This is a genomic window from Methanocella paludicola SANAE (assembly GCF_000011005.1).
GTDB lineage: Archaea > Halobacteriota > Methanocellia > Methanocellales > Methanocellaceae > Methanocella > Methanocella paludicola.
In genome coordinates this window covers 454160-478177 of sequence record NC_013665.1, presented here as the reverse complement: position 1 = coordinate 478177, position 24018 = coordinate 454160, and the positions used below count along the sequence as shown (strand labels likewise).

The window sequence follows — 24018 nt, the reverse complement described above, 5'->3', positions numbered from 1 at the left end:
TATTTAGCGGCCTATGAACTCGATGAACTCCTGGAGGCCCCTGCCATAGCCCTGCCTGCACACGTAATCGGCGGCGGCCTTCATCTCCGGGATGGCGTTCGATACTGCGCCCAGTAAGACGCACGAGTCCTTGAACGCCACGTCGTTCTGCGCGTCACCGATGGCCGCCGTCTCGTCCCTGGACACGCCGTACATCCCGGACAGCCACCCGGCGCCGGACGACTTTGAGATGCCCGCGGGCAGTATCATGAGGGAGTCCACGTTCCTGATGATGTGGAACGCTCCGCCCATGCCATTGAGCGCTTCCACGAGGCCCTTTTCCTGCTGCACGTCGACGGCGACGATGACCTCTCCCTGCCCGTACGGCACGCTAAGCCTCTCGAGCCGCCTAAGAAGCTCGCCCCGCAGGCGCGAATCCCCGAGCAAGTATTTTTTACCTCTAAAGAAACCGAGGCAGCCATTCTCGGCGACAAATGAATCGACAAGCCCGTCCAGCTCACGGCAAAACTCCAGGAGGAAGTCATAGTTACGGCCGGAGACGATCGAGAAACCAATGCCCTTCGCCTGGATGATGCGTATGGCCTCGCGCAACTCCGGCCCCACGGACAGGCTCTCGTCAGTGAACGTCCGGTCAAAATCGCTTATAACGAGCTTGATAGCCATTAAATTAAGCTATGGCGGACGCGCATAAAAGATTTTCTAATATACAAGCACGTTGCCACATTCAAAGGATATTAGGCGTGCCATTGGTTTTAAATATAATGATTTACAATTATATTCTACACGCCTGGTGACTCTATGGATGGTTCACTTCTATTATTACTAATGACGATCGTGCCGGCATTATTCGGCATCGTCTGCTACCTGATACCGGGCTTCGAGCTGAAGAAATACGTGGTCATCCTGTGTGCCCTCGTACTCATGGTAGCTTCCCTGTTGGTGCTGACCGGCGGCGCTCAAACGCTGTCCGTCGAATCTATCGGCCTGGGAGGGCTCAGCATGCCGCTCTCTCCGGTCATCCTTGTGCTTGACTATCTGTTATTATTGACTTTCTTATACTTCGGTATCAAGGACAAGGAGTATAAGGCCGTACTCCTGGCCATATTACAGCTTATACCGCTCACCTATCTCGAGTTCTTCATGCCGAAGGCGGAACACGCCGCCGGCATCACATTCGTGATGGACAACCTGGCCATCGTCATGTGCCTCATCGTCTCTATCATCGGCTCGCTCATCCTCATCTACTCGGTCGGCTACATGAAGGGAGACAGGCGGGCATCGCCGTTCTTCCTCATCATGATGGTATTCCTCGGGGACATGAACGCCCTCGTGTTCGCCAATGACCTTACCTGGATGTTCTTCTTCTGGGAGGTCACCACGCTCTGCTCGTTCCTCCTCATCAGGCACTACCACGACGAAGCCTCGATCAAGGCATCGGACCGTGCCCTGTGGATGAACCTTCTGGGCGGAGTGTCGCTTATATGCGGCATCGTGCTCATCGAGTCCTCGTACGGGACCATGTTCCTGTCCGAGCTCTCCGGCATGAAGGCGACGCTGCCGGGCTTCCTGTCGTTCCTGCCGGCGTCGGCGGCATTATTGCCGTTCGCCTTCATGGCGTTCGGGGCCTTCACCAAGTCGGCGCTCATGCCGTTCAACTCGTGGCTGACCGGGGCCATGGTGGCCCCCACGCCCGTGTCGGCGCTGCTCCACTCGTCCACGATGGTGAACGCGGGAGTGTACCTCCTGATAAGGATCGCCCCGCTCATCGTGGGTAGCTTCCTGTCGACGCTCATCGCGGTCATCGGCGGCTTCTCGTTCATGTTCTGCGCCCTGCTCGCGCTCAGCCAGACGGATACGAAGCGCATCCTGGCCTATTCGACCATCAGCTACCTGGGGCTTATCGCCATGTGTACCGGGATCAACACCGGGCTCGCCCTGACGGCGGCCGTGGCGCTGCTAATGTTCCACGCGGTCTCCAAGGGTCTGCTATTCCTTTGCGTCGGAGAGGTACAGCACGAGACAGGCGCCCGTGACATCGAGTCCATGGAGGGCCTGGTGAACCGGATGCCCCTGGTGGCATACATCATGGTCATCGGCCTTATATCGCTGATGGCGCCCCCGTTCGGCGTGTTCGTGGGCAAGTGGCTGGCCTTCCAGTCCGTGTCCACCTTCACCACGATCAGCCTGTCGCTGCTGGACATATTCTTCATCATCTTCGGCAGCATATTCTCGGTGTTCTACTACGCCCGCTGGGCCGGCAAGTTGCTGGCCACGAAGCCGTTCGAGGCGCCGAAGAAGGAGCACCACGACTGGTTCATGGAGCTGCCGCTCATCGTACTGGTGCTGGGCGTGTTCGTGACCGTGGCGCTCTCCACCTTATTCTTCAGCAGCCTGATCACCCTGCCGTCCGTCTATGGCAGCGGGCCGATCGAGATCGGATGGAGTATCCAGAGCGCCATCGGCGGGTTCTCGCCGCTGGGCTTCTTGATCCTCTTCCTGATCATCCTGCTAGTACCGCTGGTGGCCATCAGAGTGCCCAAGACGGCGGTCACGCACACCTATGCCTGCGGCACCGGCGAGGAGCCCGAGATCGGCGGAGGCTACTTCCAGAGCATTATCGGCGAGAGCGTGGTCCTGAAATACCTCGACCCCGTCGGCGTGCTGCTGCTCGTGGCATTATTCATCGCGGCGGTGATCTAGAATGGCGGATAACATACTCATCACATACGGCGTGCCGCTCTTGCTGCTCATCCTGTCCCCGATCATCGGCGGCCTGCTGATCGGCATAGACCGTAAGGTCACGGCCCGGATACAGAACCGGTCGGGCCCGCCGATCGTGCAGCCGTTCTACGACACGTTCAAGCTCTTCGGCAAGGAGGACAAGATCGTCAACAAGACGTACCTGGTCTTCGGCGCGGCGTACCTGCTCACGGTCATCCTGAGCCTGGCGCTCCTGCTGTTCCAGTACGATCTATTGATCACGACGTTCATCTTCGGCCTGTCCTTCATCTTCCTGGTGCTGGCGGGCTACAGCACGCGCTCCCAGTTCGGTAACGTGGGGGCGACCCGTGAATTAATGCAGATGCTGACCTACGAGCCGATACTGCTGTTCGCGGTATTCCTGATCCGCCTGGTCACCGGGAGCTTCGAGATCGAGTCCATATATAGCGCCGCCCAGCCGCTGCTCTACACGCTGCCGCTGGCGCTGCTGGCCATCTTCATCATACTCCCCATTAAGGCCCGGAAGTCGCCCTTCGACATCGCCGAGGCGCACCAGGAGATCGCCCAGGGGCCGGAAACGGAGTATTCGGGCAAGTACCTTGGCCTGCTCTTAACGGCGCACTTCTTCGAGATGTTCTTCATCCTGTGGTTCGTCAGCCTGTTCTTCGTGAAGGACGTTGCCCTTGGCGGCCTCGTCATCCCGGGCGTGATCATGCAGGTACTGATGATGCTGGTGGCCTACGTGTTCCTCATCGTCGTCGACAACGCGACGGCGAGGCTCCGGGTCGACCAGATGCTGAAGCAAGTATTCATAGTCGGGATGGTATTGTTGATAATTAACCTGATATACATCATAGTGACCGGGAGGTGGATAGCATGAGCCTGACTGAGATTTCGAGAAAGAAGTCGCCCTGGGTCATCCATGTGGGCACCGGAGGCTGCAACGGCTGCGACCTGGAAATACTTGCATGCCTGACGCCCAGGTACGACGTCAGCCGGTTCGGCGTGATGAGCACGGGCAACCCGAAGCACGCCGACGTCATGCTCGTCGTGGGCCCTGTAACGATAAAATACAAGGAGATCATCAAGAACCTCTACGACCAGATGCCCGACCCCAAGGTCGTCATCTCCGTCGGCACGTGCGCGAGCACGGGTGGCATCTACCAGGGATGCTACGGCCACTGCGGCGGAGTCGACAAGGTCGTACCGGTCGACGTATATGTGCCCGGCTGCAACGTGCGCCCCGAGGCGGTCATCGACGGCCTCGTCCTGGCGCTGGACATCCTGAACGAGAAGGAGAGGAAGATCCTGGAAGAAAAGAAGGCAAAAGCGAAGGGGGCGGCCTGAATGGAAGCGAAGACCGTCACCCAGGCCGAGCTCCAGGGCATCGTTAACGGCCTTAAGGCTAAGGACGCCCGGCTCATCACCATCGTAGGAGCGGACACGGGCGAGAACATCGAAGTAATTTACTTCTTCCATACCGGCATCGGCCAGACCGAGAACTACAGGATCATCGTGCCGAAGGCCGGAGGCAACGAGGAGATCGAGAGCATCACGCCCATCATACCCGCGGCGTACATCGCCGAGAACGAGCTATGCGAGATGTTCGGCGTACGGGTAAAAGGCGTGCCGGGCAGGTTCTTCCTGCACCCGAGCGTCAACGCGCCCCTCCGGAGGAAATGAAATGAGAACGACCATACAATTCGGCCCGCAGCACCCCGTCTGGATCGAGCCGCTGCGCTTAAAATTAACCACGGACGGCGAGCTCATCAAGGACGTGGACCTCGAGGCGGGCTACGTCCACAGGGGGCTCGAGAAGAAATTCGAGTGGGACTACAATAAGGCCGCTTATTTATCGGAGCGTGTCTGCGCGATCTGTACGCAGCACCACTCGACCTGCTTCTGCCTGGGCGTCGAGGGCACGATGGCGGGGCTGGAACTCCCCCGCCGCGCGGCCATCATAAGGACGATCATGCTGGAGCTGGAAAGGCTTCACAGCCACTTCCTGGCCATCGGCCTGACGCTCGAGGCGATAGGGTTCGAGAACATGTTCATGCTCTGCTTCCGGCACAGGGAGCAGGTCCTCGACGTGTTCGAGCGCACTACGGGCAACCGGGTGCTCCACGGCATCAACATCGTCGGCGGCGTCACGAGGAATATCGGCCCCGAGATGGCAAAGGAGATCCTTGACTTCTGCGACGACATTGAGAAACGCGCCCATGAGATCGAGAGGATAATCGTGAGCAGCTATACCATCAAGCAGAGAATGCAGGGCGTCGGGGTCATGACCGAAAAGATGGCGAAGGAGTTGGGCGTCGTCGGCCCCGTCGCAAGGGGCAGTAACGTGCCATACGACGTGAGGCACGCAGCGCCTCACCTGCTCTACAGGGAGGTCAAGGTCACGCCCATCGTCGAGAAGGATGGCGACTGCTGGGCCCGCTCGCTCGTAAGGGTCCGCGAGCTCTTCCAGTCCATCGACCTGATCCGGCAGCTTGTCCCATTATTGGACGGCACTCCTGACGAGCTCTTCGCGAAGTCAAAGGCCATGCCCGAGGGCGAGAACATCGCCAGGGTGGAGGCTCCGAGGGGAGAGCTGTTCTACTACGTCCGGGGCAAGAAGTCGAAGGAGCTGGACCGGGTGAAGGTACGGACGTCGACGTACGGGAACGGCCTGGGCATAGCGCCCCTCATCAAGGGCTCCCACATCGCGGACGTCGGGCTCATAACGATCACGTTCGACCCGTGCATAGGGTGCTTTGACAGGTGATGGCAATGCTGAAGATACTCGAGAACATCTTTAAAAATATCACAAGCAAGCCGTACACGTCCAATTACCCGTTCACCCCGTACCAGCACTTCCCAGGTACGAGAGCTGACGTTACCTTCGACGGCACCAAGTGCATTTTATGCCAGTTGTGCCAGCGGTCATGCCCCGCCGAGTGCATCATCATACACAAGGAGGAGACGACCGTCGAATACCTGAACACGCAGTGCATCCGCTGCGGCTACTGCGTCCGGGTGTGCCCGACCAACGCGATATCCCAGAACGAGGTCTACACCAAGCCATCGAAGGAGCGCTTAACGGTATACACGCTTGTGACCAACGAGAACGCGCCCATCATCAAGAAGCGGAAGGCAGAGGCGGCGAAAAAGGCGGCGACTGCGGAGGGCAAGCCCGTAACTGACAAGCCCGAGGAAGCTAAAAAATAATTGACCGCATGCGCAGGGGGCGGCGTATACTCTCTTTTACCGTCCCCCGGTTTTTCTTTTAAAAACGATTATAAATCCTACGGCAAAAAAGAGTAAGTAGGTCAATTACAGGACTGTTCAAAATGATTTTTGCGCCGCACATGGCGGTGCAGGCATGGTGGTTTGCGATGGTAGAGTACAGTGCAAAGAAGGACGAGCTTGCGAGCAGTATGGAGCAGTCGGCCGCGCGCCTCGAGGACACGGGCGCCAGGACGGCGGGAAAAGTGGCGGGGTCGATGAGGAACCTGGCGGACGATATCCGGAGCTTTAACATCAACGAGTACCGGGACAAAATGATGAGCAAAGTGGATACTGCGCGCACCGAGGTGGACAAGAACGTCGATAACGTGAAGATGAACATAAGGGACCACCCGTTCGAGAGCGTGGCCCTCGCGGCCGGGGCGGGCATCCTCTTAGGCGCGATGATCGCGCTGATGGGCAGGCGTTCTGTGAGAAGCCGGATGTGAAGGGCCCCTGCGGGCCTCCCGGCAAATTTTTAAGTACGTACATCCAGCATGCGCCATGCGTAATTATGTGCTGTTTTGAATAAATATGAAAGTATTAAGTATTAGATATTACAATTATTATTATTCAGCTGTCACCATAACTTATAGATAGTTTTAAAATGAAAAACAGGTACGAACATGGCAAGGACTTCCCGCAAGCTAATACTTATTACCGATGACGAGCCCGATGTTGCGGACGTGATCGCCGAAAAGCTGGAGAGCATTGGCTACCGGACCCTGAAAGCCCACAGCGGCGCCGAATGCATCGAGATGGCCCGTAAAAGCCATCCGGACCTATTGTTTTTGGATATCCGCATGGAGCCCATGAACGGCTGGGAAGTGGCCGATGCCATGAAGAACGACGGTAATCTCAGGGACATACCAGTTATCATGGTCACGGGCGTGGAATTGACCCTCCGGGACATCATGGACCGGGCCCACCTTATCGAGAACTACATCATGAAGTCCGACGCCAGCCTGGATAAGCTGCGCGAGGCTGTCGAGGACGTGCTCACCGCGAAGACGGACGTGGAGCGCATCATGGGCATGGCGGGTAAGTCGGGCGTCCAGAAGGAGATGCTGACCGAGCTCAAGGACCGCTACCTGCGGAAGTTCACCCAGTACCGGTCGTTAAAGAAGAAGTACAGCCTTTACTCCCAGATGTATGGCGAGAACGGCGGAGAGCAGTCGACGGCGATGCTGTCCTCTCTTAAAAAAGGGCTGGAGCAGCAGGCCGAGGACCTGTCGCACATCGAGAAGATGCTCATGGCTACCCAGCCAGTAAAGAGAGCGAAAAGGCCGAAAAAGAAAATTTAAAGTAATTTTTTACCGGCGTCGGGGCCCGGCTTGACCACGTACACGTCGGTGATCTTCATGACGATGGCCGTCTTGGGGTTCAGGGTCGGCTTCATGCCTTTGACCCAGGCCACGTCGTCCTTAAAGACCTGGTCGTCCTTGTGCAGCGTGACCGTGCCCTTGATCTGGAAGCCTCCCTTCTCGCTCCAGTATGTGAGGGCCACGCGCGGGTTCTCCTGCATGTTCGACAGGCTCTTCTGCATGAACTGGTCGGACAGGAGCATCGTCTCGTCATCTAAGACCTTGTAGGCGCCCATGGGCACGACGTTGGGCACGCCGGCCCGGGAGCAGGTCGCCAGGAAAATGGTCTTTACGCCCTGCATCGAATCCTTTACTTCTTGTGTCAGCTTGACCATGTAAGTCACCATCTGTTAATAGTATAGTCATCTGCCCGTAGCATTAAGCTTTTCTTGCATCGGGGCGTAATTAGCAATGAGAATTGCCATGAACAGGATAATCCTTAATATCGTGGATAAAAAGACCGAATTTTCCCGCCGCATCGTCATCGAGACGAGCATTCCCCTCCAGAGCTGCGACTTCATCACCATCGGCGAGGACATCATGTTCGACCGGGACACGGACTTTTTTACATTCGGCTTCGACATCGACACCGGCAGCCGCCAGCTTGCCATCGTGACCGGAGAGTTCATCCCTCTGCCGCCCGCGGAGCTCATCGACAGCATTAAGAAGTCGCTCGAGGGCCGCTACGAGGTCGTCTCGGATGAGGACGCCCAGCTCTGGCTCCGGGAGAAGGCCCCGTGAGCCGGTAAAGTCCATATACTATCATGCTTTAACCTTTTTTGGAATGCTTATGAAGATCTGTGTCCCGATGAAGAGCACCATGGTGCACAACCACTTCGGGAAGGCCTCTGAGTTCATGCTCCTCATGGTGGAGGAGAGTAAGGTCGTGTCCCGGGAGACAATTAAGAACCCTGGGCGCGAGAAGGGCGCAGTGCTTGAGCTGATGCCCGCCCACGGCGTTACGCACGTCATCTCGGGCGGCATGGGCGAGCGAGTAAAAGGCATTATGAGGGAGCGCAACATCGTCGTCGTGACCGGCGCACTGGGATCGATCGACAACGCGGTCGAGCGTTTCCTTAAGGGCGAGCTGAAGCCCGTCGAAGCGCCGTGCTGCGGCGAGAACCTGTGCGGTAAAAAATAGGCCTATTATACTTACATTTATATCATTTGTCGGACGATGTAATTGTAGCATGTCGGAGATCGTTTTCCTCGGCACGGCGGGCGGACGCATGGTCGTCGCCAACCAGATACGCAAGAGCGGCGGCATGTGGCTTGACCTCGACGGCAACGCCATCCTTCTCGACCCGGGGCCAGGCTGCCTTGTGAGATGCGTGGAGCTTGGCCTGAAGCCCTCGCGGCTCGACTGCATCGTGCTCTCTCACCGCCACATCGACCACTCCAACGACGTCAACATCATGACTGAGGCCATGTCCGGAGGGGGATTTAAGCCTAAAGGCATGCTGATAGCCCCCTGGGATTGCCTGGAAGGGAACGACCCGGTCGTGCTCAAGTACGTCCGCAAGTACATCAGGAATAACGTCTTCGCGCTCAAGGAAGGGGCGAAGTACCGGCTTAACGGCGTGTCCATAGAGGGCGCACTGCGCCTGAAGCATTCGGACGTGGAGTCCTACGCCATCAAGTTCCGCTTCGAGAATAAGACGCTGGGCTACATTGCGGATACGAAATATTTTGACGGCATCGGCGAGGCCATGAAGGACTGCGATTATCTTATTATCAATATGGTACGCATCACATACGACGACCGTTTCCAGCACCTCATACCGGGCGACGTCGAGAAGGTTTTGAAGGTGGCTAAGCCTGGTATGGCGATCCTTAACCACTTCGGGATGCAGGTGGTCAAGGCACATCCTCGTGATATCGCTTTCCGCATCGAGAAGACGACGGGCGTTAAGACCATCGCCGCCGAGGATGGGATGCGGCTTAAGCTGGACCGTGCGCGGGCGGAAGAGGATTCCACGCTCGAGCGTTTTATTAAATAGCTTTTTTAAGCCTTCATCGCTATGAGCCTGCGGGAGGCCAGCGTAAAGGCGCCGATGAGCACGATGAGGGGCACGACGAATATCGCTACGTCCGACAGGCCCACATGCAGGTCGCCCATGGCCAGCCGGGCCATGAGACTTAGCGGGGAAGGATCGAAGAACAGGCTGGCCCCGGCCGCGGCCAGGAGCAGCATGGAGTAGGCGAACTGGGACCGCTCGCGGTCCTTGAAGTAGAGCGAGATGATGCCCGAGCCGAAAGTGACGAAAGCCGTTATGATGAGCGCCAGCAATAGCACTTCCAGCGGGCTCTGGACGTAGAGCCGGTTCAGCGACAGAAGCACCAGCCAGAGCACGCACTGTACGGCGGCCAGGAACAGCGTGGCGGCGACCTTTCCGAAGAGCACGGCGTTCAGCGATACCGGAGCCGAAAGGAGCGTGTCCAGCGTCTTGTTCTCCACCTCCTCGGAGATGGAGTCGATGATCATGCTGCCCGCGATGAAGGCGGGGAAGAGCATGAGCAGGGGCACGATGAACGAGTACAGGAACTCGAAGGTGGTGCTCTGCCTGCCGCTCATCCCCGTATACATCACGTGTATGCCGTTCTTCTCCCTGAGGTAGTTCTCGTACTTTTTCAGGGGCTCCTTAATGAGCATCGTGAACACTGTGGCGCTGGTGTCTGACTGGGGCATGTAGAGCTGCATGTCCACGACCCCTTCGCTTGCGGGAATGGCGATCACGGCATCGATGATGCCCGACCTCATCGCCTCCTTCGCCTCCTCTTCCGTGGCATACGCGGAGACGACAAAATTAGAATCCCTGAGATAGGACGAGAAAACCCCGTCAGAGTCGCCTGACACGCCCACGCTAAAGTGGATGTTCGTGTTCTCGGCGATAGAGTTCGGGTCGTAGAAGGACATCAGGCCAACCAGGATGACGGACGAGAAGGCCGCTATGAGGAGCTGAATGAGGATGGCCAGGACTATGGTCTTCTCCTTCATGACCGAGACGAGCTCCTTGTTCATGATGGCGTAGAACCCGCCCATCATACCATCCCCATTTCCTGCGCCAGGATGAAGAAGTTGTAGAGGAAGTGGACGAGCGAGCCTGCCATTATGGCCAGTGGGTAGTATTTGGTGCCCATCTTTTGGGTGAGCAGGCACACGATGGACGTGAATATGAAGTGCGCGATGAGCGGTATGATGAGCAGGCCCGCGCTCCCGATAGCCTCCAGGAGCATGATGTTCGAGACTACGCTTAAAGACAGGTATAGCAGCACTTTCTCTCCGATGAAGAAACCTACGGCCGAGCAGGCTGCCAGGATCAGGAGCGTTTTAGTGGAGCTTACTTTCTTGTTCTCCAGGAGGGTGGCGATGCCCACGGATTTGGCGACCTCCTCCACGATGACGCATAAGACCAGCAGGATGGCCATGTACACCATCGTCGGCAGGCTCACGGGGATCATCAGCGAGAGGATGGCGATGATCATCTGCACCATGAAGACGGCGGGGATCATGAGCAGGCTGATGAAGCCGATGGAGACGTAAAGGTGGTTCTGGTCTATGGCCAGGTAGATGGCGTCCGCCAGCTTCCGGTAGAGCGGCCCGAAGCCGAGCAGATATTCCTCGTTGAAGATGCGCACGCCCACGAACATCGCCACCCCGAAGACCAGGTACATGGGCGCCGTCGAGAGGGCGTACTGCGCCATGCTGAAGCTCTCGCCCCGGTACATCTGGACGGCCAGCGTGAGGGGCGAGATGTAGCTCACGTCGTTGATGCCGGTGAACAGGGCGGGGAGCACCAGGTACCCGATGACGAACGTCATGGCGGCCATGGAGAAGAACGTCTGGTCCTTGAATGTCCGGTAGACGAGGGCCACCATGAGGTATATCGCGAAGATGAACAGGATTATCGGGAGGAATATGGCCAGGGCCAGGAGCAGGTCCCCGGCCAGCGCCAGAGTGATCACGATGACGAGGGCCAGCGAGAAGGAGATGTACGGGAGCATCTTGCCCGCGATGATGTCCAGCGGAGCCAGCGGCGCCGACATCAGGACATTAAGCTTGCGATTGGTCTTTTCCTCCATGAAGCTGCTGTTGAAGAAGATGCCCATGAACAGGACGGGCACGATGTAGAGGAATGCGAGCACGACCTGCGCCAGGGGCACGGATGAGGTCATCAGCGACGGAATGAGGACCTCGTTCTCGGATACGAACTCTGCCTTGAATCTGGTGCTGCCGCCGTTCTTCAGCTCCTCGATCTGCGCTTTGACCGCGGCGCCGGTGTCGTTCGACGGCGCGGCCGTCGGTGCTATGCTGGCCACGCCTGTCGGCGTGGGCGCCGGTGTCGCCGTCGCGTAGAGGTAGCCGACCTCGACGCGCAGCGGGAACGACCGGTTGATGTCGTATTGCTCGATGAGCAGCGTCGTCTCGGCATTTTCCAGGTATTGCCTGAGGGCCCCGGCCGCGTACTGCGAGCGGTCGTCGCTCCGCGTGAGCGCCGTCTCGCCGTCCATGTACAGGTCGATGGAGCCGTCCCTGAGCATCTTCTGCCCGGCCTCTCGGTCGAGGCTAAGTACATTGAACCTCATGTCGCCGATGGCCGGCCCGTCAGGCGAAATACCTATAGTATAAATGCCCTTGCCGATGACGAGGCCCTGCTGGGCGACAAAATAGGAGACGATAAGCGAGATCACGATCAGCGCCAGCACGACCGGCTGAGAGCGCCCGCTGAACCGGGTCCGAAACCTTCCTAATTCCCTCTTCGCCACCTGCAGGATCTTGCTCATACTGCCCATGAAAAATTATTAATGCATTCCAAATATATGGTGGGTTAATGATTAAGCTGACGGGCGTTACCAAGTCATATAAAGACTTCGAGGCCGTTAAGGACCTGAGCCTTGAGGTGCGTGACGGCGAGATCCTGGGCATCATCGGCCACAACGGCGCCGGCAAGAGCACCACGCTAAAGATGATGGTCGGCCTCATCAGCCCGACGTCCGGAACCGTCGAGGTCATGGGCCGGGACATGGCCAGGGACGGCACCTACGTGAAGCGTTTTTTGGGCTATTTGCCCGAAGAGAGCCCGCTATACGAGAACATGACCGTGAACGAGTACCTGCGATTTTTCTCCGAGCTGTACGACATGCCCCCGGCGAAGGCGAAGGAGCGCATTGATCTATTGCTGGACTCGCTGAAGCTTCCCGAGCGGAATAAGCTGACCGGCGAGCTTTCTAAGGGTATGAAGCGTAAGGTCGCTATCGCCCGTGCCCTGCTTCACGACCCTAAGCTGCTCGTGCTCGACGAGCCCAGCTCGGGCCTGGACCCGCTGACGTCTTTCTTCATCGTGGACTATATGCGCCGCCTTAGAAACGAGGGCAAGACTATCGTCTTGAGCGCCCACAACCTGTTCCACGTCGAATATGTTTGTGACAGGGTGGCCATCATGAAGAACGGCCGGCTTGTGGTCTGCGACACGATGGAAAATATCCGGAAGGACCTGGGTAAGCGGGAGTACGAGGTGAAGTTCATGAGCGACCAGCGTCTTGATTATGATAAGAAGGACGGGAACTATATCTACAGGACGGCCGATGTGGGCGAGATCGCCTCCCTGCTCAGGAACATTTCCGAGAATAACTGGGCTTTAGTCGACATGTCGATGAAGGAGTCGGCACTGGAAGATATTTATGTGAAGCTCATGGCGGAGTAATGATGCTCAAGCTGAATATTTTTAACAGGCGGCCGCAGCCACAGAAGAAGTGCTACTTCGAAAAGGACCGGACCTGTGACAGGGAGTGCCGGGCCTTTGACCGGGATAAGGAGAGGTGCACTATCGTCGTTCGCCTTAAGGAGGAGGCTGACGCGGGCGAGGCCGCGCGGATGCTGAAGGCGCTCTGTGCCATCGACAGCGACCCTGAGATGATCGCCGAGGCGTTTCCCGAGCTTGTGCCGCCGCCCAGGCTGGTCTACGAAGATTAATTTTTCATATCACGTGCCATGGTTTATTCCTTGTATCCCGTTGCGCTGATTTGTTCGGTTGGTATCACGAACCTCTCCAAAGGAAGTAAACCACGAATCTTTTTTAAGATTTTACTCACTAAATCCCTGAGCCTCGAACTCACCGTCAACGCACGAACTCTCGAATACGCGGGGCAGTGCTCGAAATCACAAATGCTCTAACCCGAAACGAAGGCTCGAAGGCTCGAATGCACGTTTGAAACGCTAAACGACGGAGTACTAATACTCGAAGGCACGGCTAAAACGCCAACGCCCCGAACACCCCAAAATGCGGGGGAACGACCGGGCTCTTAGAGTGTTCGTGCTCCACCGTTTAGCGTTTCAAACGTGTATTCGAGCCTTGGAGCTTTATTTTCGGGTTAGCGCGTTAGAGACTTAGAGCACTGCCCAGAGTGTTTGAGAGTTCGTGCGTTGACGGTGAGCTAGAGCATTCGAGGCTTCGTGAGAAAAATCTAAAAAGAAAAATTCGTGGTTTAATTCCTTTGGAGAGGTTCGAGATACCGACCAAACTGATTTGCACATCGTGGCGTAATTTATTTTTCCGGCAGCCCAGAGTTAATCAATTCCTCGATACACACACTGAACTCCGACTTCTTCGTGGGCAGGTGATGCCGGATCTTCAGCGCCAGCGAGCGATAATCGAAACCCGGCACCAGACCAGGCGTGCCCCGGAACACGGGCGGCGTATGCATCTTGTCGCCCTCGTTTGTATAGCGGGGGATCAGGTGCATATGAAAGTGGTCGTTCTGGTTCATCAATATCATGTAGTTGATCTTCACGGGATCGAGAGTCTCATATATGGCCTCGGACACCGCTGAAACGTCCTCCATGAAGGCCATGAATAATAAGAACTTATGCTCCAGCATGTACGTAAGGCTGGTCTCGTGGTCCCTCAGGATGACGACCGAGCGCCCCGGGTAGTCCTGCTCATAGCTCAGGGCGGCGACGCTGGCCGGAAGGCGCTTGATGAACGTCGGCTCCGGGTGCTCGTACTCGTGGTCCGTGAGGTAGATCTGCTTATTCTTTTTACAAAAGTTACACTCGGGGTCCGTGTTCACCTTATATGGCAGCTTCAGGGAATCGCTGCGCTCGGCCACGGACTTCGACAGCAGGGGCAGAAGGCCCTCGATATCTACGGCGCAAATATCCTCATGTTTCATGCTATGATAATTCTGATTTGTAACGGTCTATATTAAAACTTAATGCCGACACCAGAAAAGAGATAAATTCATTCGTCATAAGATTTAATTCGGCATGAAACTCGATAAAGAACCCTGCGGGCTGCGGATACTGACCGAGATCGTCATCAACAGGAGCGGCATCAACTACGACGATTACCTGCTGGGCAGGACCTGCCGCCGCTGCAAGCGCCTGATGCTTGAGGGCAATATCACGAAAATACCGGAGGACAGCAACTTCCGCATCGTGGTCAAGACGCCTGACGGCATGCCCAACATACTCAAAGGCTCCGAGCTTTTAACGGTCTCGTGCAAGTGCGGCGCGACCTACAACATCATCTTCTACGGCCCTGTCCAGTACAACAGCGCCGGCATCGTCGCATACACCATCATCCAGATGAACGGCGCCGAGGTAGAGCTTTCAGACGCCCTGGACGACATGCGTAAGCACAAGGACGCGCCCGCGGACGTGGACCGGTGGATAGTCGAGACGCTGGCCGACGAGTTCAACGACGCCGTCCGCATCGTCAACGAGAAGGGCGTCTCCCTGGTAGAAGAGGACTGGACCGAGTCTAAATATAGCACCGGCTGGATCGAGGAAGAATAGCTATTTGTGAATATCATGCTCGATATAACGGTCCTATCGGACAGCAAGAGCAGGGCGTTCGAGCAGTTCTTCGATGCATACGGCTTTTCCTGCCAGCAGATGGTGCCCGCTCTCTTCGGGACGCCTTACTGCCAGCCATCTAAGCTGCTTATCATACCTTCCGCTTTCGCCGTACGCCAGTATTATAGGATGCTGCCCGCGCTCGAGGGCTGCCGGGGCCGTATCGAGGAATTCGTCGAGAGGGGAGGCATCGTCCTGGCGTATGGCGCAGGCATCGAGGGCTACAAGTATGGCTGGCTGCCCGGTGCTCCCGTGTATCATCACATATTCAAAATTGGCGAGCAGTTCAGGCAAAGCGAAGTAAGGCTCCTTAGATCCGCCTGCCCCGAAGGCCTGACGTTCGAGCCCGGCCCCAGGAATTGCGACGCCTACTTCACTGGCTTCAACGGCGACGTAGCGATGGCGACGGGGGACGGCAGGGCCGTGATGGTCCACAAAAGCCTGGGAAAGGGTCACGTCATTGTTTCTGGTATCTTCGACTATCCCGACGAAAAGTTACTTAAGCGAGCCTGCTCACGCTAGCTCGCGTTCCAGTATCTCGAAAAACAGGCCCCGGGCAAAGCGCTCCCGCCAGGGCTCGTGGCCGCATTTCTCCAGCAGGATGAACCGGAAATCCTTTATTGTCCCCATCAGGGGCTTTTTTACCCCTACTGCGGGATGCGGGTCGCGATCGCCATGGATCGCTACCACAGGGCATCTGATACGGTCGGCAATTCGCAATAGCTCTCCGCTTCTCCTGAGCACCTCGGCCTCTCCCCAGACGCGGGCGTTGATGTCCGCCCTCATCATCAGATCTGGCCCGTCGCCCGGAAGCAGAGCATAGGAATCGGCCTTTGACATCAGCTTACCGAACTCGGCGAAAGCAATGCTCTTATCCAAAATATGGGAATCGTTCAATGCTTCAGCCAGCGAATATAACGTATCTTTTTCCTCATCGCTCAGGCGGCTCAGCCTTGTCTCCATGATCTGCGAGGCGTATTCTTCTTTTAGGGGTCCGCATCCTATCAATATCAGCTTTTTCACGTGCTGCGGGTATGTGGAAGCGAAAATAAGGCTAAGCCAGGCACCCCACGAATGGCCGATCAGCGTAACGGGAAGGGCCGCATTCTCGAGCAGCACATCATGCAATTCAGCGACCTGGCCGTCGATGGACGAGGCGGTCTGCAGTGGCTCCAGGACGCCTCTGCGTACGGATAATTCCCTGGCAACAGGAGCCATCCCGCCCGTAGCACCGGGGCCGCCATGAATGACGGCTACGCTAAATGGCGGTTTCCCGTATTTCCGTACGTTTTCAGCTTTACCCGGCACCGACATATCAAGAAAATACAATAATATCGGGAACATATTAAATTGTCGAACTAGAAAGATGTTCAATATGGTATCGGTCAAGAAGCCGTACTATGGTAACTGGGTCTCCAAGAGGCTGGTCCTCATGCCCGTTCTGATCGGCCTGGCCTTACTGGTAATAGCGTTATTGTTCCCGATGCTCGTCCTCCTGGCAATCGTTTTTCTTCTCATCGCCGCCTATTTCGCTTATGCCAGGCGGATGTTCTCGGCCCGGGGGGGCAACGTTCAGAATAAGATCTATGACCTGGTGCTGGCTAACCTTGCCTGGAACGGGCAGGGAAAATTGCTCGACATAGGCTGCGGCAGCGCCGCGCTCACCATCAAGCTGGCTAAGAAATACCCCAATGCCCGCCTTACCGGCGTTGATTTTTGGGGCCATAACTGGTCATATTCTAAAAAGATCTGCGAGAAAAATGCGGCCGCCGAAGGCGTTAGTGATAGGGTCACCTTCCAGAAGGCCAGCGCCATGAAACTGCCTTTCGAGGACGAGACGTTCGATGCCGTCGTCAGTAATTTAACGTTCCATGAAGTCCGCGATGCAAAAGATAAGAAAGAGCTGATCCGTGAGGCGCTTCGCGTCTTGAAGAAGGGCGGGAAGTTCACGTTCCAGGATCTGTTCCTGGTAAAGAAGGCCTATGGCACGCCCGAGGAGCTTGTTAAGACGATAAAGGGCTGGGGTATCAGCGAGGTCAAGTTCGTCGACACCCATAAAGAGTCGTTCATTCCAAGGGCGCTCAGGATGCCGTTCATGGTGGGACCCATAGGCATCATCACCGGGAAAAAGTAATGGACATATCCAGTTAAGGCTGGATGGCCTCGTCGCCAGGTTTCCAGCCTGCAGGGCAGACCTTGCCCTTGTTCTCACGGACGAACTTCAAAGCCTCAAGTTCACGAAGTAATTCCCTTGTATTTCGGCCGAAGCCATCGTCATGGATCTCCATCGCCTTCAAGTTGCCGTCCGGGTCGAAGATGAAGCTAGCGCGCTGCGAAAGGCCATTGCTTTCATTGTAAGTGCCAAATGCCTTGCACAGTTCGCCAGTGGTATCGCTAAGCATGGGATACTCGACCTTATTTATCCTGGGATCGGAGTCGTGCCATGCCTTGTGGACATATGGCGTGTCACGGCTGACGCTGAAAACTTCGGCGCCCTGTTCGGTGAAGTTCTTGTAAAGGGAAGCCATCTCCTCGAGCTCGGTGGGGCAGACGAAGGTGAAGTCCGCCGGATAGAAAATAAAGACCAGCCATTTGCCCTGGTAATCACTTAGATTAATCCTGGTAATGTTGTTCTTATAATAAGCATCGGCTTCAAGAGCAGGTAATCGTTCATTGATCTTCAGCCCATGAGCTTGCTGTCCATTCCCCTTATTGACCATATGTTTATTCAGAGCCGTGGCGCTCGTTGCCAGCGTCATGCAGATCAATAGCAAGGCAATAATGCCCATGAAGGACACAAGTATTATTGGCTTTGTTTTCACTGTTCTCATCCCCGCAAGTCCAAGCTTTTTTTACATTTTTATAAGGCTTATCGGGGTTATTAACAAAGATACGATGACTGCGCAAGATGAATGGCGAGCAAAATTAAGGGCTGTCGTCCAGAAAAATTTTTTACGGATATAGTGGTTTCCTGATAAAGATATTATCGCGTTCGGCGGAGTCTTTTCGGGCATCAGTCGGCCATCAGGCCGATGCGGAGGCGGCGGGGTAATGGACGTTTTTTTCGAAGAGTAAAACGTCGCTTAGCGCTTGCGGAGGGAGCATGCCGCATAAGCGGCCATGCGACCGAGGGTGCAAGCGCGGCCCCGACGGTGGAGCACCCGAAAAGACGGAGTAGCACGGCCATCAGGCCGGGCGTCGAACCGCGACGTATTAGAAGCCCATGCCTAAAATTGTTATTTATAGTGATGAAACCGCCATGATATAATCATAGAAAGTAGCGGGGAATGGATTTGAACCATTGGTCTACGGGTTATGAGCCCGTCGGGATCTCCTGACTACCCCACCCCGCTATACGGTGATACAAAAGTTTTGCATCCTATACATGCAGGCATCACTATAAATAACTTACTAAAAATGGCTATGGCAAAACGAAAAAACGATTAGAAGTTTTAGCGTCTTACTTCTTAGCGCCAACTTCCTGCTCGGCCAGCTTCTTCTCGATCTCCGCGAGAAGCTGCTCGTCAGACTTGCCCTTTATGTCGATATTCAGGTTCTTCGCCATCCTCTGGGCGCGGGTCAAAGCGATATCGTCTGCGTTCTGGGCCGGAGGGTTCACCTGGCTCTTCATGTTCTCGTACTTCTTCTCGGCCTCTATCTGGCCCACCTTGAACTCGCCCATGGACTGGCCCATGGAGCGCGCAAGCTCGGGGAGCTTCGTGGCTCCGAATAATAAGACAATTACGACGAATATGAGTAAGATCTCTGTCGGGCCTAAACCTAATACCATGGTCTTTCTCCAATTAACAATTAGCCTATCTCCATTATAATATACTTTTTGCGGCGATCAAGATGCTACTTATGTAGCCGCTCCTCGATGGCCTTCAGGCGCTCCTCGATCTTCTTGAGCCGGTCATCCCGCCTGCGGTTCCAGAGGCCGTAGAGCAGGGCGATAACGAACGCTATGAGGAATAGCGCCAGCACGAAGACCATCAGGATGAGCATCAATTCCTGCGACCAGACCAGAGCCATAGGACCGCCTACTCTTTTTATCTTTGGCTAACCCGATATATTTTGTGCGCCCAGCTAAATAGTTGCTAAATAGTTCCATACTTATATTATATGCGCTTTGCCTGGTTATTGCCTGTACAGCCTGATTTTTAAGTCACTAAGCCGACAGAGGCACTATTTCTCACCACAATGGCACAAAGCGCACGGAGTCCACGGAGTCTTTTTTCAGATGGAGGACACAAAGGCCACAGAGCCGGCTTTTTGCATCAAGAGGCACGAAGGGGACAATGACACGATGGCAAAAAGTGTTCGCATGTTCATTCATTGTGCCATCGTATCCTTTGTGCCTCTTAACCCAATGAACCGGTCTTTGTGACCTCTGTCCCTCCATCTGAAAAGAAATCTTAGTGAGCCTTCGTGAACTCCGTGCCATTGTGTTGAAAATAGTGTCTCGTCAGCTTTGTGCCTTAAACGAGGTAAGCTAAACATAAATTTATAAATCGGAAACAGTAACTACCGATTAAGGCGCAGACAAGGAATTAGCGGGCTTCCGCACCTTATTGTAGTACAGCCATACGGCGACGATAAGCAGGGCGGTCACGGCCAGCGTGACGACGGAGGCCTCCGGGCCGAAGGCGCCGCCCGTGATGATGTCGGGTCCGGGCTTAGACACAAGAATAGCCCCCTCCAGCGGCCCCAGCTCGAACAGGTTATACTCGATGAAATTCCAGACGAAGTGGAACGCGATGGCGTTGAGCAGGCCTCCATAACGGTAGAGCAGGGCCAGCACGATCCCCGCCAGGAAGATGGTGCCCAGCGCGATCAGGTCCGACTGCCTGCCCAGGCCTACGATGCCCATAGAAGGCAGGTGCAACGCGGCGAATCCCGCCGCCGAAAGGAGCGCCGCAGGCCAGAGGCCGAGCTCGTCGAAGAGGCCCTGGAAAATGGCGGCCCTGAAACCCAGCTCTTCGCCGAAACTGACCAGAAGCTGCACGAATACGCCCAGTAGTAGGTAGTACGAAAAATCCTCCCGGATGGGGCCGGGAGTGATGGCGCCAGAAAGCAGGAGCACGGCGAGTACCAGGCCCATGGGAACAGCCGCGAAGATCGCCCCTTCCGCGAAACCTTTCCAGGGAACTTGAAGCTCGAAGACCGCGATAAAGAAGACCGACAGGATAATGATCAGCGGATACGTCAGTATGCCGGCCAACGACGAAAAAGACACCACGAGCCAGGCGTTCAAAAGATAAAACAGAAAAACGGCGAGCAGCTTGAGGCCGCGCCTCATCCCAGGCTCACCACGAACTCACAGTACTTATCGCCGGCGCACCTGCGCTTGACGACTTTAACTTTGGACCTCTCGCTCACGGCGTGGGTCAGGCCCGTAGAATAGCTCACGCAGGCGTTGGTCTTGAAGTCGGCGCCCACGTTCATGCCGTCGAACAGGGTGGCATAAATACAGTCGCCCACCTTCAGGCAGATCGTGCCGGGGCCGTAGCTGCTTTCCACCAGGATGTCCGAGTCGACGCCTGCAAGGAGAGATATGGCCTCCATGGGTATGAGCAGCGCCCTTAACGAGTTGGAGTCCAGGTTCAGGTTATCGACGATCTTCTTGCCGTCGTCGTAGCCCACGGCCAGGCCGGTCTCGGAGATGACCTCCAGGGCCTTCTCGCCATAACGATCGATGAAACGTATTAACAGGTACTTGTTGAAACGGCCCAGCGAGTTATTCTGCTGCCACCTGAGCCTGTTGGTCACGCCCACCGACTTCCAGGTTTTTGCAAAGTTCACGTATTTATCCATAATACCTCGCCCTTACGATGCATACGGGTTCAGCGCCGAGTACAGCAGGGTCAGGATGCCGCTGAGCTGTATCAGCAGGGATGCCGTCCGGGAGATGCTGTCATCGATGGGGATAGAGCCCCCGATCATGGTAGGCAGCATCACGATCAGCGTGTTCAGGTTGCTCCCGAAGATGATGAGAAAGAACCCTAATGCCATGTACATGAGATTTTTCTGCTTTGTCCGGGTGTAGGATTCGTAGATGAATAGTACGAGCGCTCCCCCCAGTATGTACATGAGGAACGCGGCGACGGCCTCTACGATGGACACCGTCAACATCATTGATCACCCAGTATGCACGTCTTCTCCTTATGCCTGATAGTGGTTATGATGCTGCTGGAGCTGATCACGCCGTCCGTATTGTCCAGCACCCTGAGGACGGAATCCTTCAGCTCGCTCATGTCGCTCGTCCGCACCTTGACGAAGATATCGTAGGGCTGGAGTATCTCGTAGACCTCCAGCACGTTCTTCAGCGACTTGAGCTTGGTAACGATCTCCGCCTTGTAGTTCTCGTCCACGTTGATGCCTATGAAGGTGGTCAGAGGCATACCAGTCTTCTTGGGATCCAGGATAACCGTGAACTGCTCGATCACGCCTTCACTATACATCTGGTTCACACGCTTATGCACGGTGGATGTCGCAACGCCCAGCTCGCTGGCTATCTCCGTGCAATGGGTACGACTATCCTTGGAAAGCTTATCGATGATTGTGTTATCTATGCTATCCATGAGGAATCGTTTATCTATATACCTCATATCGGATAAATATTTCGATAAATGCGGATTTAGGGAAAACTATTTGCTTATCTTAATAAAAAACGCCCTTAGTTTTTTTGCCCATCCGTTAGCCATCTGGAGGGCATAAATGTGCAGCGGGGTCCGCCTGACGTCGATTCCCGTTTTCCCCTCTTTTATGGCCTCTAGAACTGCTTTCGGATTTTTTTCTGCCTTAATCAAAGTTATAGCGCTGCCCACAAGGGATGCCTGGTGCGCGTCGCTTCCCGAGACTTCCGGTAATTTGCGGGCCTTCGCGCCTCTCCTGGCCATGCGGTTGTGCATGCCCAGTATGTACCGGGAGTTGTACACTTCCACAGCGTCCGCTCCTTCGGGGATGTTCATGCCGTGCCTCGGCCTGTTGTACGGGTGGGGCACGACCACCAGGCCGCCCTGCCTGCGGGCTTCCTTTATGGTATCGTCGACCGTCATGCCCGGGGGGATGTCCTGCGTAATGCCCAGGACGATGAGGTGCCCCTGCTTCGTGGATACTTCCTCGCCGGGGATCACTATCAGGCCGGGCGCCACTTTATCTACGATCTCAAGCGCACGGCGGCCTCCTGCCGTCGTGTTATGGTCGGTGATGGCCAACCCGGCGAGCCCCTTTGCGGCGGCCGCCCGGAGAATGTCCTCGACAGAGCTCAGCCCGTCCTTCGAAAAGTTAGAGTGCACGTGCAGGTCGAAGCGAAGCATAAGCATCAATATTCATCAGGCCGTTATAACATTTCTGTATGCGTATATTGCTCGTGACGGGCCGACTCGCCTATCCTGTCGTGAAGGAGCTGGCAGGCGATGCGGACGTCCTCATGCTCGACGTCGGCGTTGCCGCCTTTATCACCCCGAAGCTGCTGGAAAAGGCCATCGCCCCCGTTAAAGGCGACTATGACCTGGTGCTCGTGACGGGGCTCGCGGCCTCCGACTTTTCGGGCCTGGAGAAGAAGCTGGGCGTGAAGATCCGCCTGGGCCCTAAGCAGGCTTACGATATCCCTCTTGCCCTGGCCGCCGCCGGCCGGGTGGAGTTCTCCAGTAAAGTGCCGGCGGATATGTTGCTGGCGAATGTGAAGCGGGAGAGCGCCCTGAAAGAGCTTGGCGATATTGAGGCTGGCGCCTCATGTGCATTTTCCTTGAAGGGCGTGAAGATCGGCGGCACCTCGACGATGAAGGTCGTGGCCGAGGTGGCGGACGCCACGAAGCTCACTGATGTGGAGCTTGTGAGCAAGATCGAGAGCTATGCGGCGGCGGACGTCATCGACCTGGGCGTGCCCCTGGAGTCGAGCGAGGATGCGGTAAGGCATGCGGTCCGCGTTGCCCGGTCCGTTACAAGGAAGCCCCTGAGCGTGGACACGCTCATCCCCGAGTACATCCGGGCCGGCATCGGCGAGGGCGCGGGCCTCGTGTTGAGCCTGAACGGCTCGAATTTGGACGAAGTGGGCCCGCTGGTGGCTGAAAAGGGCCTGGCCGCGGTAGTGATCCCGAACGACGAATCGCTGGACGAGCTTTTTGTCAATATCGAAAAGGCAAGGGCTCTGGGCATTAAGAGCATCCTGGCCGATCCCATCCTGTCGCCCGTGGGCCACGGGTTAGCCGATTCTTTAGAGAGGTACAGGGAGTTCCGGCGCCGGGAGCCCGACATGCCCCTGTTCTTTGGCGCAGGGAACGTGACCGAGCTCATGGACGCCGACTCCGTGGGCATTAACGCCCTCCTGGCCGGTATCGCCATGGAGCTGGGCGTGAGCGCCTTGTTCACCACGGAGGCGAGCCATAAGACGGTGAACTGCGCTTATGAGCTAAAGACGGCCTGCGACATGATGGCGCTGGCGAAAAAACACAAAGGCTCGCCGAAGGACCTGGGCATCGATCTGCTGATCATCAAGGAAAAGCGGGCTCGGAGGGATATGGTGGAGCCCGGGCCGACGGTCATCGAGGCGAAGCGCCACGAGCTCAAGCTTGACCCGGCCGGCAACTTCAACATATACGTCAAGGACGGCCGGATCTACGTGAACAACGGCAGCGTGACCGTCGTCGGCGACGAGCCCATGACCATCATCGAAACGCTGGCGGATATGGGGCTGATGTCCATGCTCGACCATGCCGGCTACCTGGGCAAAGAGCTGGAGAAGGCCCGCCTGGCCATCCGATTCAAGCGGTCCTACCTGCAGGACGATCCATTCTAGAGGTTTTG

The 24018-nt window shown here is 56.1% G+C and carries 31 protein-coding genes and 1 tRNA gene; 17 read left to right on the top strand and 15 right to left on the bottom strand.

Going from position 1 to position 24018, the window contains the following annotated elements; all coding sequences use genetic code 11:
- Positions 1 to 3: 3 nt before the first annotated feature.
- On the bottom strand, positions 4 to 663 hold the full coding sequence (locus MCP_RS02470) for an HAD family hydrolase (RefSeq protein WP_012899235.1): 660 nt from the start codon (positions 661 to 663) through the stop codon (positions 4 to 6).
- A 135-nt stretch (positions 664 to 798) separates the two neighbouring features.
- Between MCP_RS02470 and MCP_RS02465 the strand changes: the two genes are divergently transcribed.
- From MCP_RS02465 to MCP_RS02430, 8 genes are all read left to right on the top strand, one after another.
- Complete coding sequence (locus tag MCP_RS02465) at positions 799 to 2700, top strand: NADH-quinone oxidoreductase subunit 5 family protein (protein WP_012899234.1); 1902 nt, start codon at positions 799 to 801, stop codon at positions 2698 to 2700.
- A 1-nt stretch (position 2701) separates the two neighbouring features.
- On the top strand, positions 2702 to 3601 hold the full coding sequence (locus MCP_RS02460) for a respiratory chain complex I subunit 1 family protein (RefSeq protein WP_012899233.1): 900 nt from the start codon (positions 2702 to 2704) through the stop codon (positions 3599 to 3601).
- Positions 3598 to 4068, top strand: a complete 471-nt coding sequence (locus tag MCP_RS02455) for an NADH-quinone oxidoreductase subunit B family protein (protein ID WP_012899232.1) — start codon at positions 3598 to 3600, stop codon at positions 4066 to 4068. Before MCP_RS02460 ends, MCP_RS02455 begins: the two co-directional genes overlap by 4 nt.
- Positions 4069 to 4404 (top strand): NADH-quinone oxidoreductase subunit C, encoded by a 336-nt coding sequence (locus MCP_RS02450; RefSeq protein WP_012899231.1) that lies wholly within the window; start codon positions 4069 to 4071, stop codon positions 4402 to 4404.
- A 1-nt stretch (position 4405) separates the two neighbouring features.
- Entirely contained in the window at positions 4406 to 5488 is a 1083-nt protein-coding gene (locus MCP_RS02445) for a nickel-dependent hydrogenase large subunit (protein WP_012899230.1), read from the top strand.
- A gap of 5 nt (positions 5489 to 5493) precedes the next feature.
- A complete protein-coding gene (locus MCP_RS02440; protein ID WP_012899229.1) occupies positions 5494 to 5931 on the top strand; it encodes a 4Fe-4S dicluster domain-containing protein in 438 nt (145 codons plus the stop codon).
- 167 nt (positions 5932 to 6098) lie between these two features.
- On the top strand, positions 6099 to 6437 hold the full coding sequence (locus tag MCP_RS02435) for a DUF883 C-terminal domain-containing protein (RefSeq protein ID WP_128859900.1): 339 nt from the start codon (positions 6099 to 6101) through the stop codon (positions 6435 to 6437).
- Positions 6438 to 6614: 177 nt separating this feature from the next.
- Positions 6615 to 7292 (top strand): response regulator, encoded by a 678-nt coding sequence (locus MCP_RS02430; RefSeq protein ID WP_012899227.1) that lies wholly within the window; start codon positions 6615 to 6617, stop codon positions 7290 to 7292.
- On the opposite strand, the gene MCP_RS02425 is transcribed toward MCP_RS02430, so the two are convergent.
- Positions 7289 to 7687, bottom strand: coding sequence for a pyridoxamine 5'-phosphate oxidase family protein (locus MCP_RS02425; RefSeq protein ID WP_012899226.1), 399 nt, complete (start codon positions 7685 to 7687; stop codon positions 7289 to 7291). The two genes, MCP_RS02430 and MCP_RS02425, sit on opposite strands and share 4 nt — an antisense overlap.
- 88 nt (positions 7688 to 7775) lie before the next feature.
- On the opposite strand from MCP_RS02425, the gene MCP_RS02420 reads away from it, so the two are divergent.
- The 3 genes from MCP_RS02420 to MCP_RS02410 are packed head-to-tail and all read left to right on the top strand — an operon-like array spanning position 7776 to position 9352.
- Positions 7776 to 8093 carry a hypothetical protein gene (locus MCP_RS02420; RefSeq protein WP_012899225.1) on the top strand — a complete coding sequence of 106 codons (318 nt, stop codon included), beginning with the start codon at positions 7776 to 7778 and terminating at the stop codon, positions 8091 to 8093.
- Positions 8094 to 8142: 49 nt separating this feature from the next.
- Complete coding sequence (locus MCP_RS02415) at positions 8143 to 8493, top strand: NifB/NifX family molybdenum-iron cluster-binding protein (protein ID WP_012899224.1); 351 nt, start codon at positions 8143 to 8145, stop codon at positions 8491 to 8493.
- A 49-nt stretch (positions 8494 to 8542) separates the two neighbouring features.
- Positions 8543 to 9352 carry an MBL fold metallo-hydrolase gene (locus MCP_RS02410; RefSeq protein ID WP_012899223.1) on the top strand — a complete coding sequence of 270 codons (810 nt, stop codon included), beginning with the start codon at positions 8543 to 8545 and terminating at the stop codon, positions 9350 to 9352.
- A gap of 5 nt (positions 9353 to 9357) precedes the next feature.
- Here the strand turns inward: MCP_RS02410 and MCP_RS02405 are convergent, their stop codons facing one another.
- Both MCP_RS02405 and MCP_RS02400 read right to left on the bottom strand, forming a co-directional pair.
- Positions 9358 to 10398: an ABC transporter permease gene (locus MCP_RS02405; RefSeq protein ID WP_128859899.1), complete on the bottom strand. Its 1041-nt coding sequence runs from the start codon at positions 10396 to 10398 to the stop codon at positions 9358 to 9360.
- Positions 10395 to 12137 (bottom strand): ABC transporter permease, encoded by a 1743-nt coding sequence (locus tag MCP_RS02400; protein ID WP_128859898.1) that lies wholly within the window; start codon positions 12135 to 12137, stop codon positions 10395 to 10397. Before MCP_RS02400 ends, MCP_RS02405 begins: the two co-directional genes overlap by 4 nt.
- 47 nt (positions 12138 to 12184) lie before the next feature.
- Between MCP_RS02400 and MCP_RS02395 the strand changes: the two genes are divergently transcribed.
- Positions 12185 to 13057, top strand: coding sequence for an ABC transporter ATP-binding protein (locus MCP_RS02395; protein ID WP_012899220.1), 873 nt, complete (start codon positions 12185 to 12187; stop codon positions 13055 to 13057).
- Positions 13057 to 13326 carry a hypothetical protein gene (locus tag MCP_RS02390; RefSeq protein WP_012899219.1) on the top strand — a complete coding sequence of 90 codons (270 nt, stop codon included), beginning with the start codon at positions 13057 to 13059 and terminating at the stop codon, positions 13324 to 13326. Before MCP_RS02395 ends, MCP_RS02390 begins: the two co-directional genes overlap by 1 nt.
- A 572-nt stretch (positions 13327 to 13898) precedes the next feature.
- Here MCP_RS02390 and MCP_RS02385 read toward each other — a convergent pair.
- Positions 13899 to 14525: an HIT family protein gene (locus MCP_RS02385; RefSeq protein WP_128566978.1), complete on the bottom strand. Its 627-nt coding sequence runs from the start codon at positions 14523 to 14525 to the stop codon at positions 13899 to 13901.
- 94 nt (positions 14526 to 14619) lie between these two features.
- Between MCP_RS02385 and MCP_RS02380 the strand changes: the two genes are divergently transcribed.
- Complete coding sequence (locus MCP_RS02380; RefSeq protein ID WP_012899217.1) at positions 14620 to 15150, top strand: hypothetical protein; 531 nt, start codon at positions 14620 to 14622, stop codon at positions 15148 to 15150.
- 15 nt (positions 15151 to 15165) lie between these two features.
- Entirely contained in the window at positions 15166 to 15732 is a 567-nt protein-coding gene (locus MCP_RS02375) for a hypothetical protein (protein ID WP_012899216.1), read from the top strand.
- On the opposite strand, the gene MCP_RS02370 is transcribed toward MCP_RS02375, so the two are convergent.
- Positions 15724 to 16524, bottom strand: a complete 801-nt coding sequence (locus tag MCP_RS02370; RefSeq protein WP_012899215.1) for an alpha/beta fold hydrolase — start codon at positions 16522 to 16524, stop codon at positions 15724 to 15726. The two genes, MCP_RS02375 and MCP_RS02370, sit on opposite strands and share 9 nt — an antisense overlap.
- Before the next feature lie 61 nt (positions 16525 to 16585).
- On the opposite strand from MCP_RS02370, the gene MCP_RS02365 reads away from it, so the two are divergent.
- A complete protein-coding gene (locus MCP_RS02365; RefSeq protein ID WP_197525926.1) occupies positions 16586 to 17344 on the top strand; it encodes a class I SAM-dependent methyltransferase in 759 nt (252 codons plus the stop codon).
- 13 nt (positions 17345 to 17357) lie between these two features.
- On the opposite strand, the gene MCP_RS02360 is transcribed toward MCP_RS02365, so the two are convergent.
- The 9 genes from MCP_RS02360 to MCP_RS02320 all read right to left on the bottom strand — a co-directional run bounded on the left by MCP_RS02360 (position 17358) and on the right by MCP_RS02320 (position 22529).
- Positions 17358 to 17930, bottom strand: coding sequence for a peroxiredoxin (locus MCP_RS02360; protein WP_012899213.1), 573 nt, complete (start codon positions 17928 to 17930; stop codon positions 17358 to 17360).
- A 558-nt stretch (positions 17931 to 18488) separates the two neighbouring features.
- Positions 18489 to 18563, bottom strand: a tRNA-Met gene (locus MCP_RS02350).
- Between the two features lie 107 nt (positions 18564 to 18670).
- Positions 18671 to 19000 (bottom strand): twin-arginine translocase TatA/TatE family subunit, encoded by a 330-nt coding sequence (tatA, locus tag MCP_RS02345; RefSeq protein WP_012899212.1) that lies wholly within the window; start codon positions 18998 to 19000, stop codon positions 18671 to 18673.
- A gap of 65 nt (positions 19001 to 19065) precedes the next feature.
- On the bottom strand, positions 19066 to 19242 hold the full coding sequence (locus MCP_RS15590; RefSeq protein WP_012899211.1) for a hypothetical protein: 177 nt from the start codon (positions 19240 to 19242) through the stop codon (positions 19066 to 19068).
- A gap of 499 nt (positions 19243 to 19741) precedes the next feature.
- Positions 19742 to 20509 (bottom strand): CPBP family intramembrane glutamic endopeptidase, encoded by a 768-nt coding sequence (locus MCP_RS02340; RefSeq protein WP_012899210.1) that lies wholly within the window; start codon positions 20507 to 20509, stop codon positions 19742 to 19744.
- Entirely contained in the window at positions 20506 to 21024 is a 519-nt protein-coding gene (locus MCP_RS02335; RefSeq protein WP_012899209.1) for a hypothetical protein, read from the bottom strand. Before MCP_RS02335 ends, MCP_RS02340 begins: the two co-directional genes overlap by 4 nt.
- A gap of 12 nt (positions 21025 to 21036) precedes the next feature.
- Entirely contained in the window at positions 21037 to 21345 is a 309-nt protein-coding gene (locus tag MCP_RS02330; protein ID WP_012899208.1) for a DUF7521 family protein, read from the bottom strand.
- Positions 21342 to 21791 (bottom strand): Lrp/AsnC family transcriptional regulator, encoded by a 450-nt coding sequence (locus MCP_RS02325; RefSeq protein ID WP_012899207.1) that lies wholly within the window; start codon positions 21789 to 21791, stop codon positions 21342 to 21344. The genes MCP_RS02330 and MCP_RS02325 overlap by 4 nt, the downstream gene beginning before the upstream one ends.
- Positions 21792 to 21857: 66 nt before the next feature.
- Complete coding sequence (locus tag MCP_RS02320) at positions 21858 to 22529, bottom strand: PHP domain-containing protein (protein ID WP_128859896.1); 672 nt, start codon at positions 22527 to 22529, stop codon at positions 21858 to 21860.
- Between the two features lie 38 nt (positions 22530 to 22567).
- On the opposite strand from MCP_RS02320, the gene MCP_RS02315 reads away from it, so the two are divergent.
- Positions 22568 to 24010 carry a dihydropteroate synthase-like protein gene (locus MCP_RS02315; RefSeq protein ID WP_012899205.1) on the top strand — a complete coding sequence of 481 codons (1443 nt, stop codon included), beginning with the start codon at positions 22568 to 22570 and terminating at the stop codon, positions 24008 to 24010.
- Positions 24011 to 24018 lie beyond the last annotated feature (8 nt).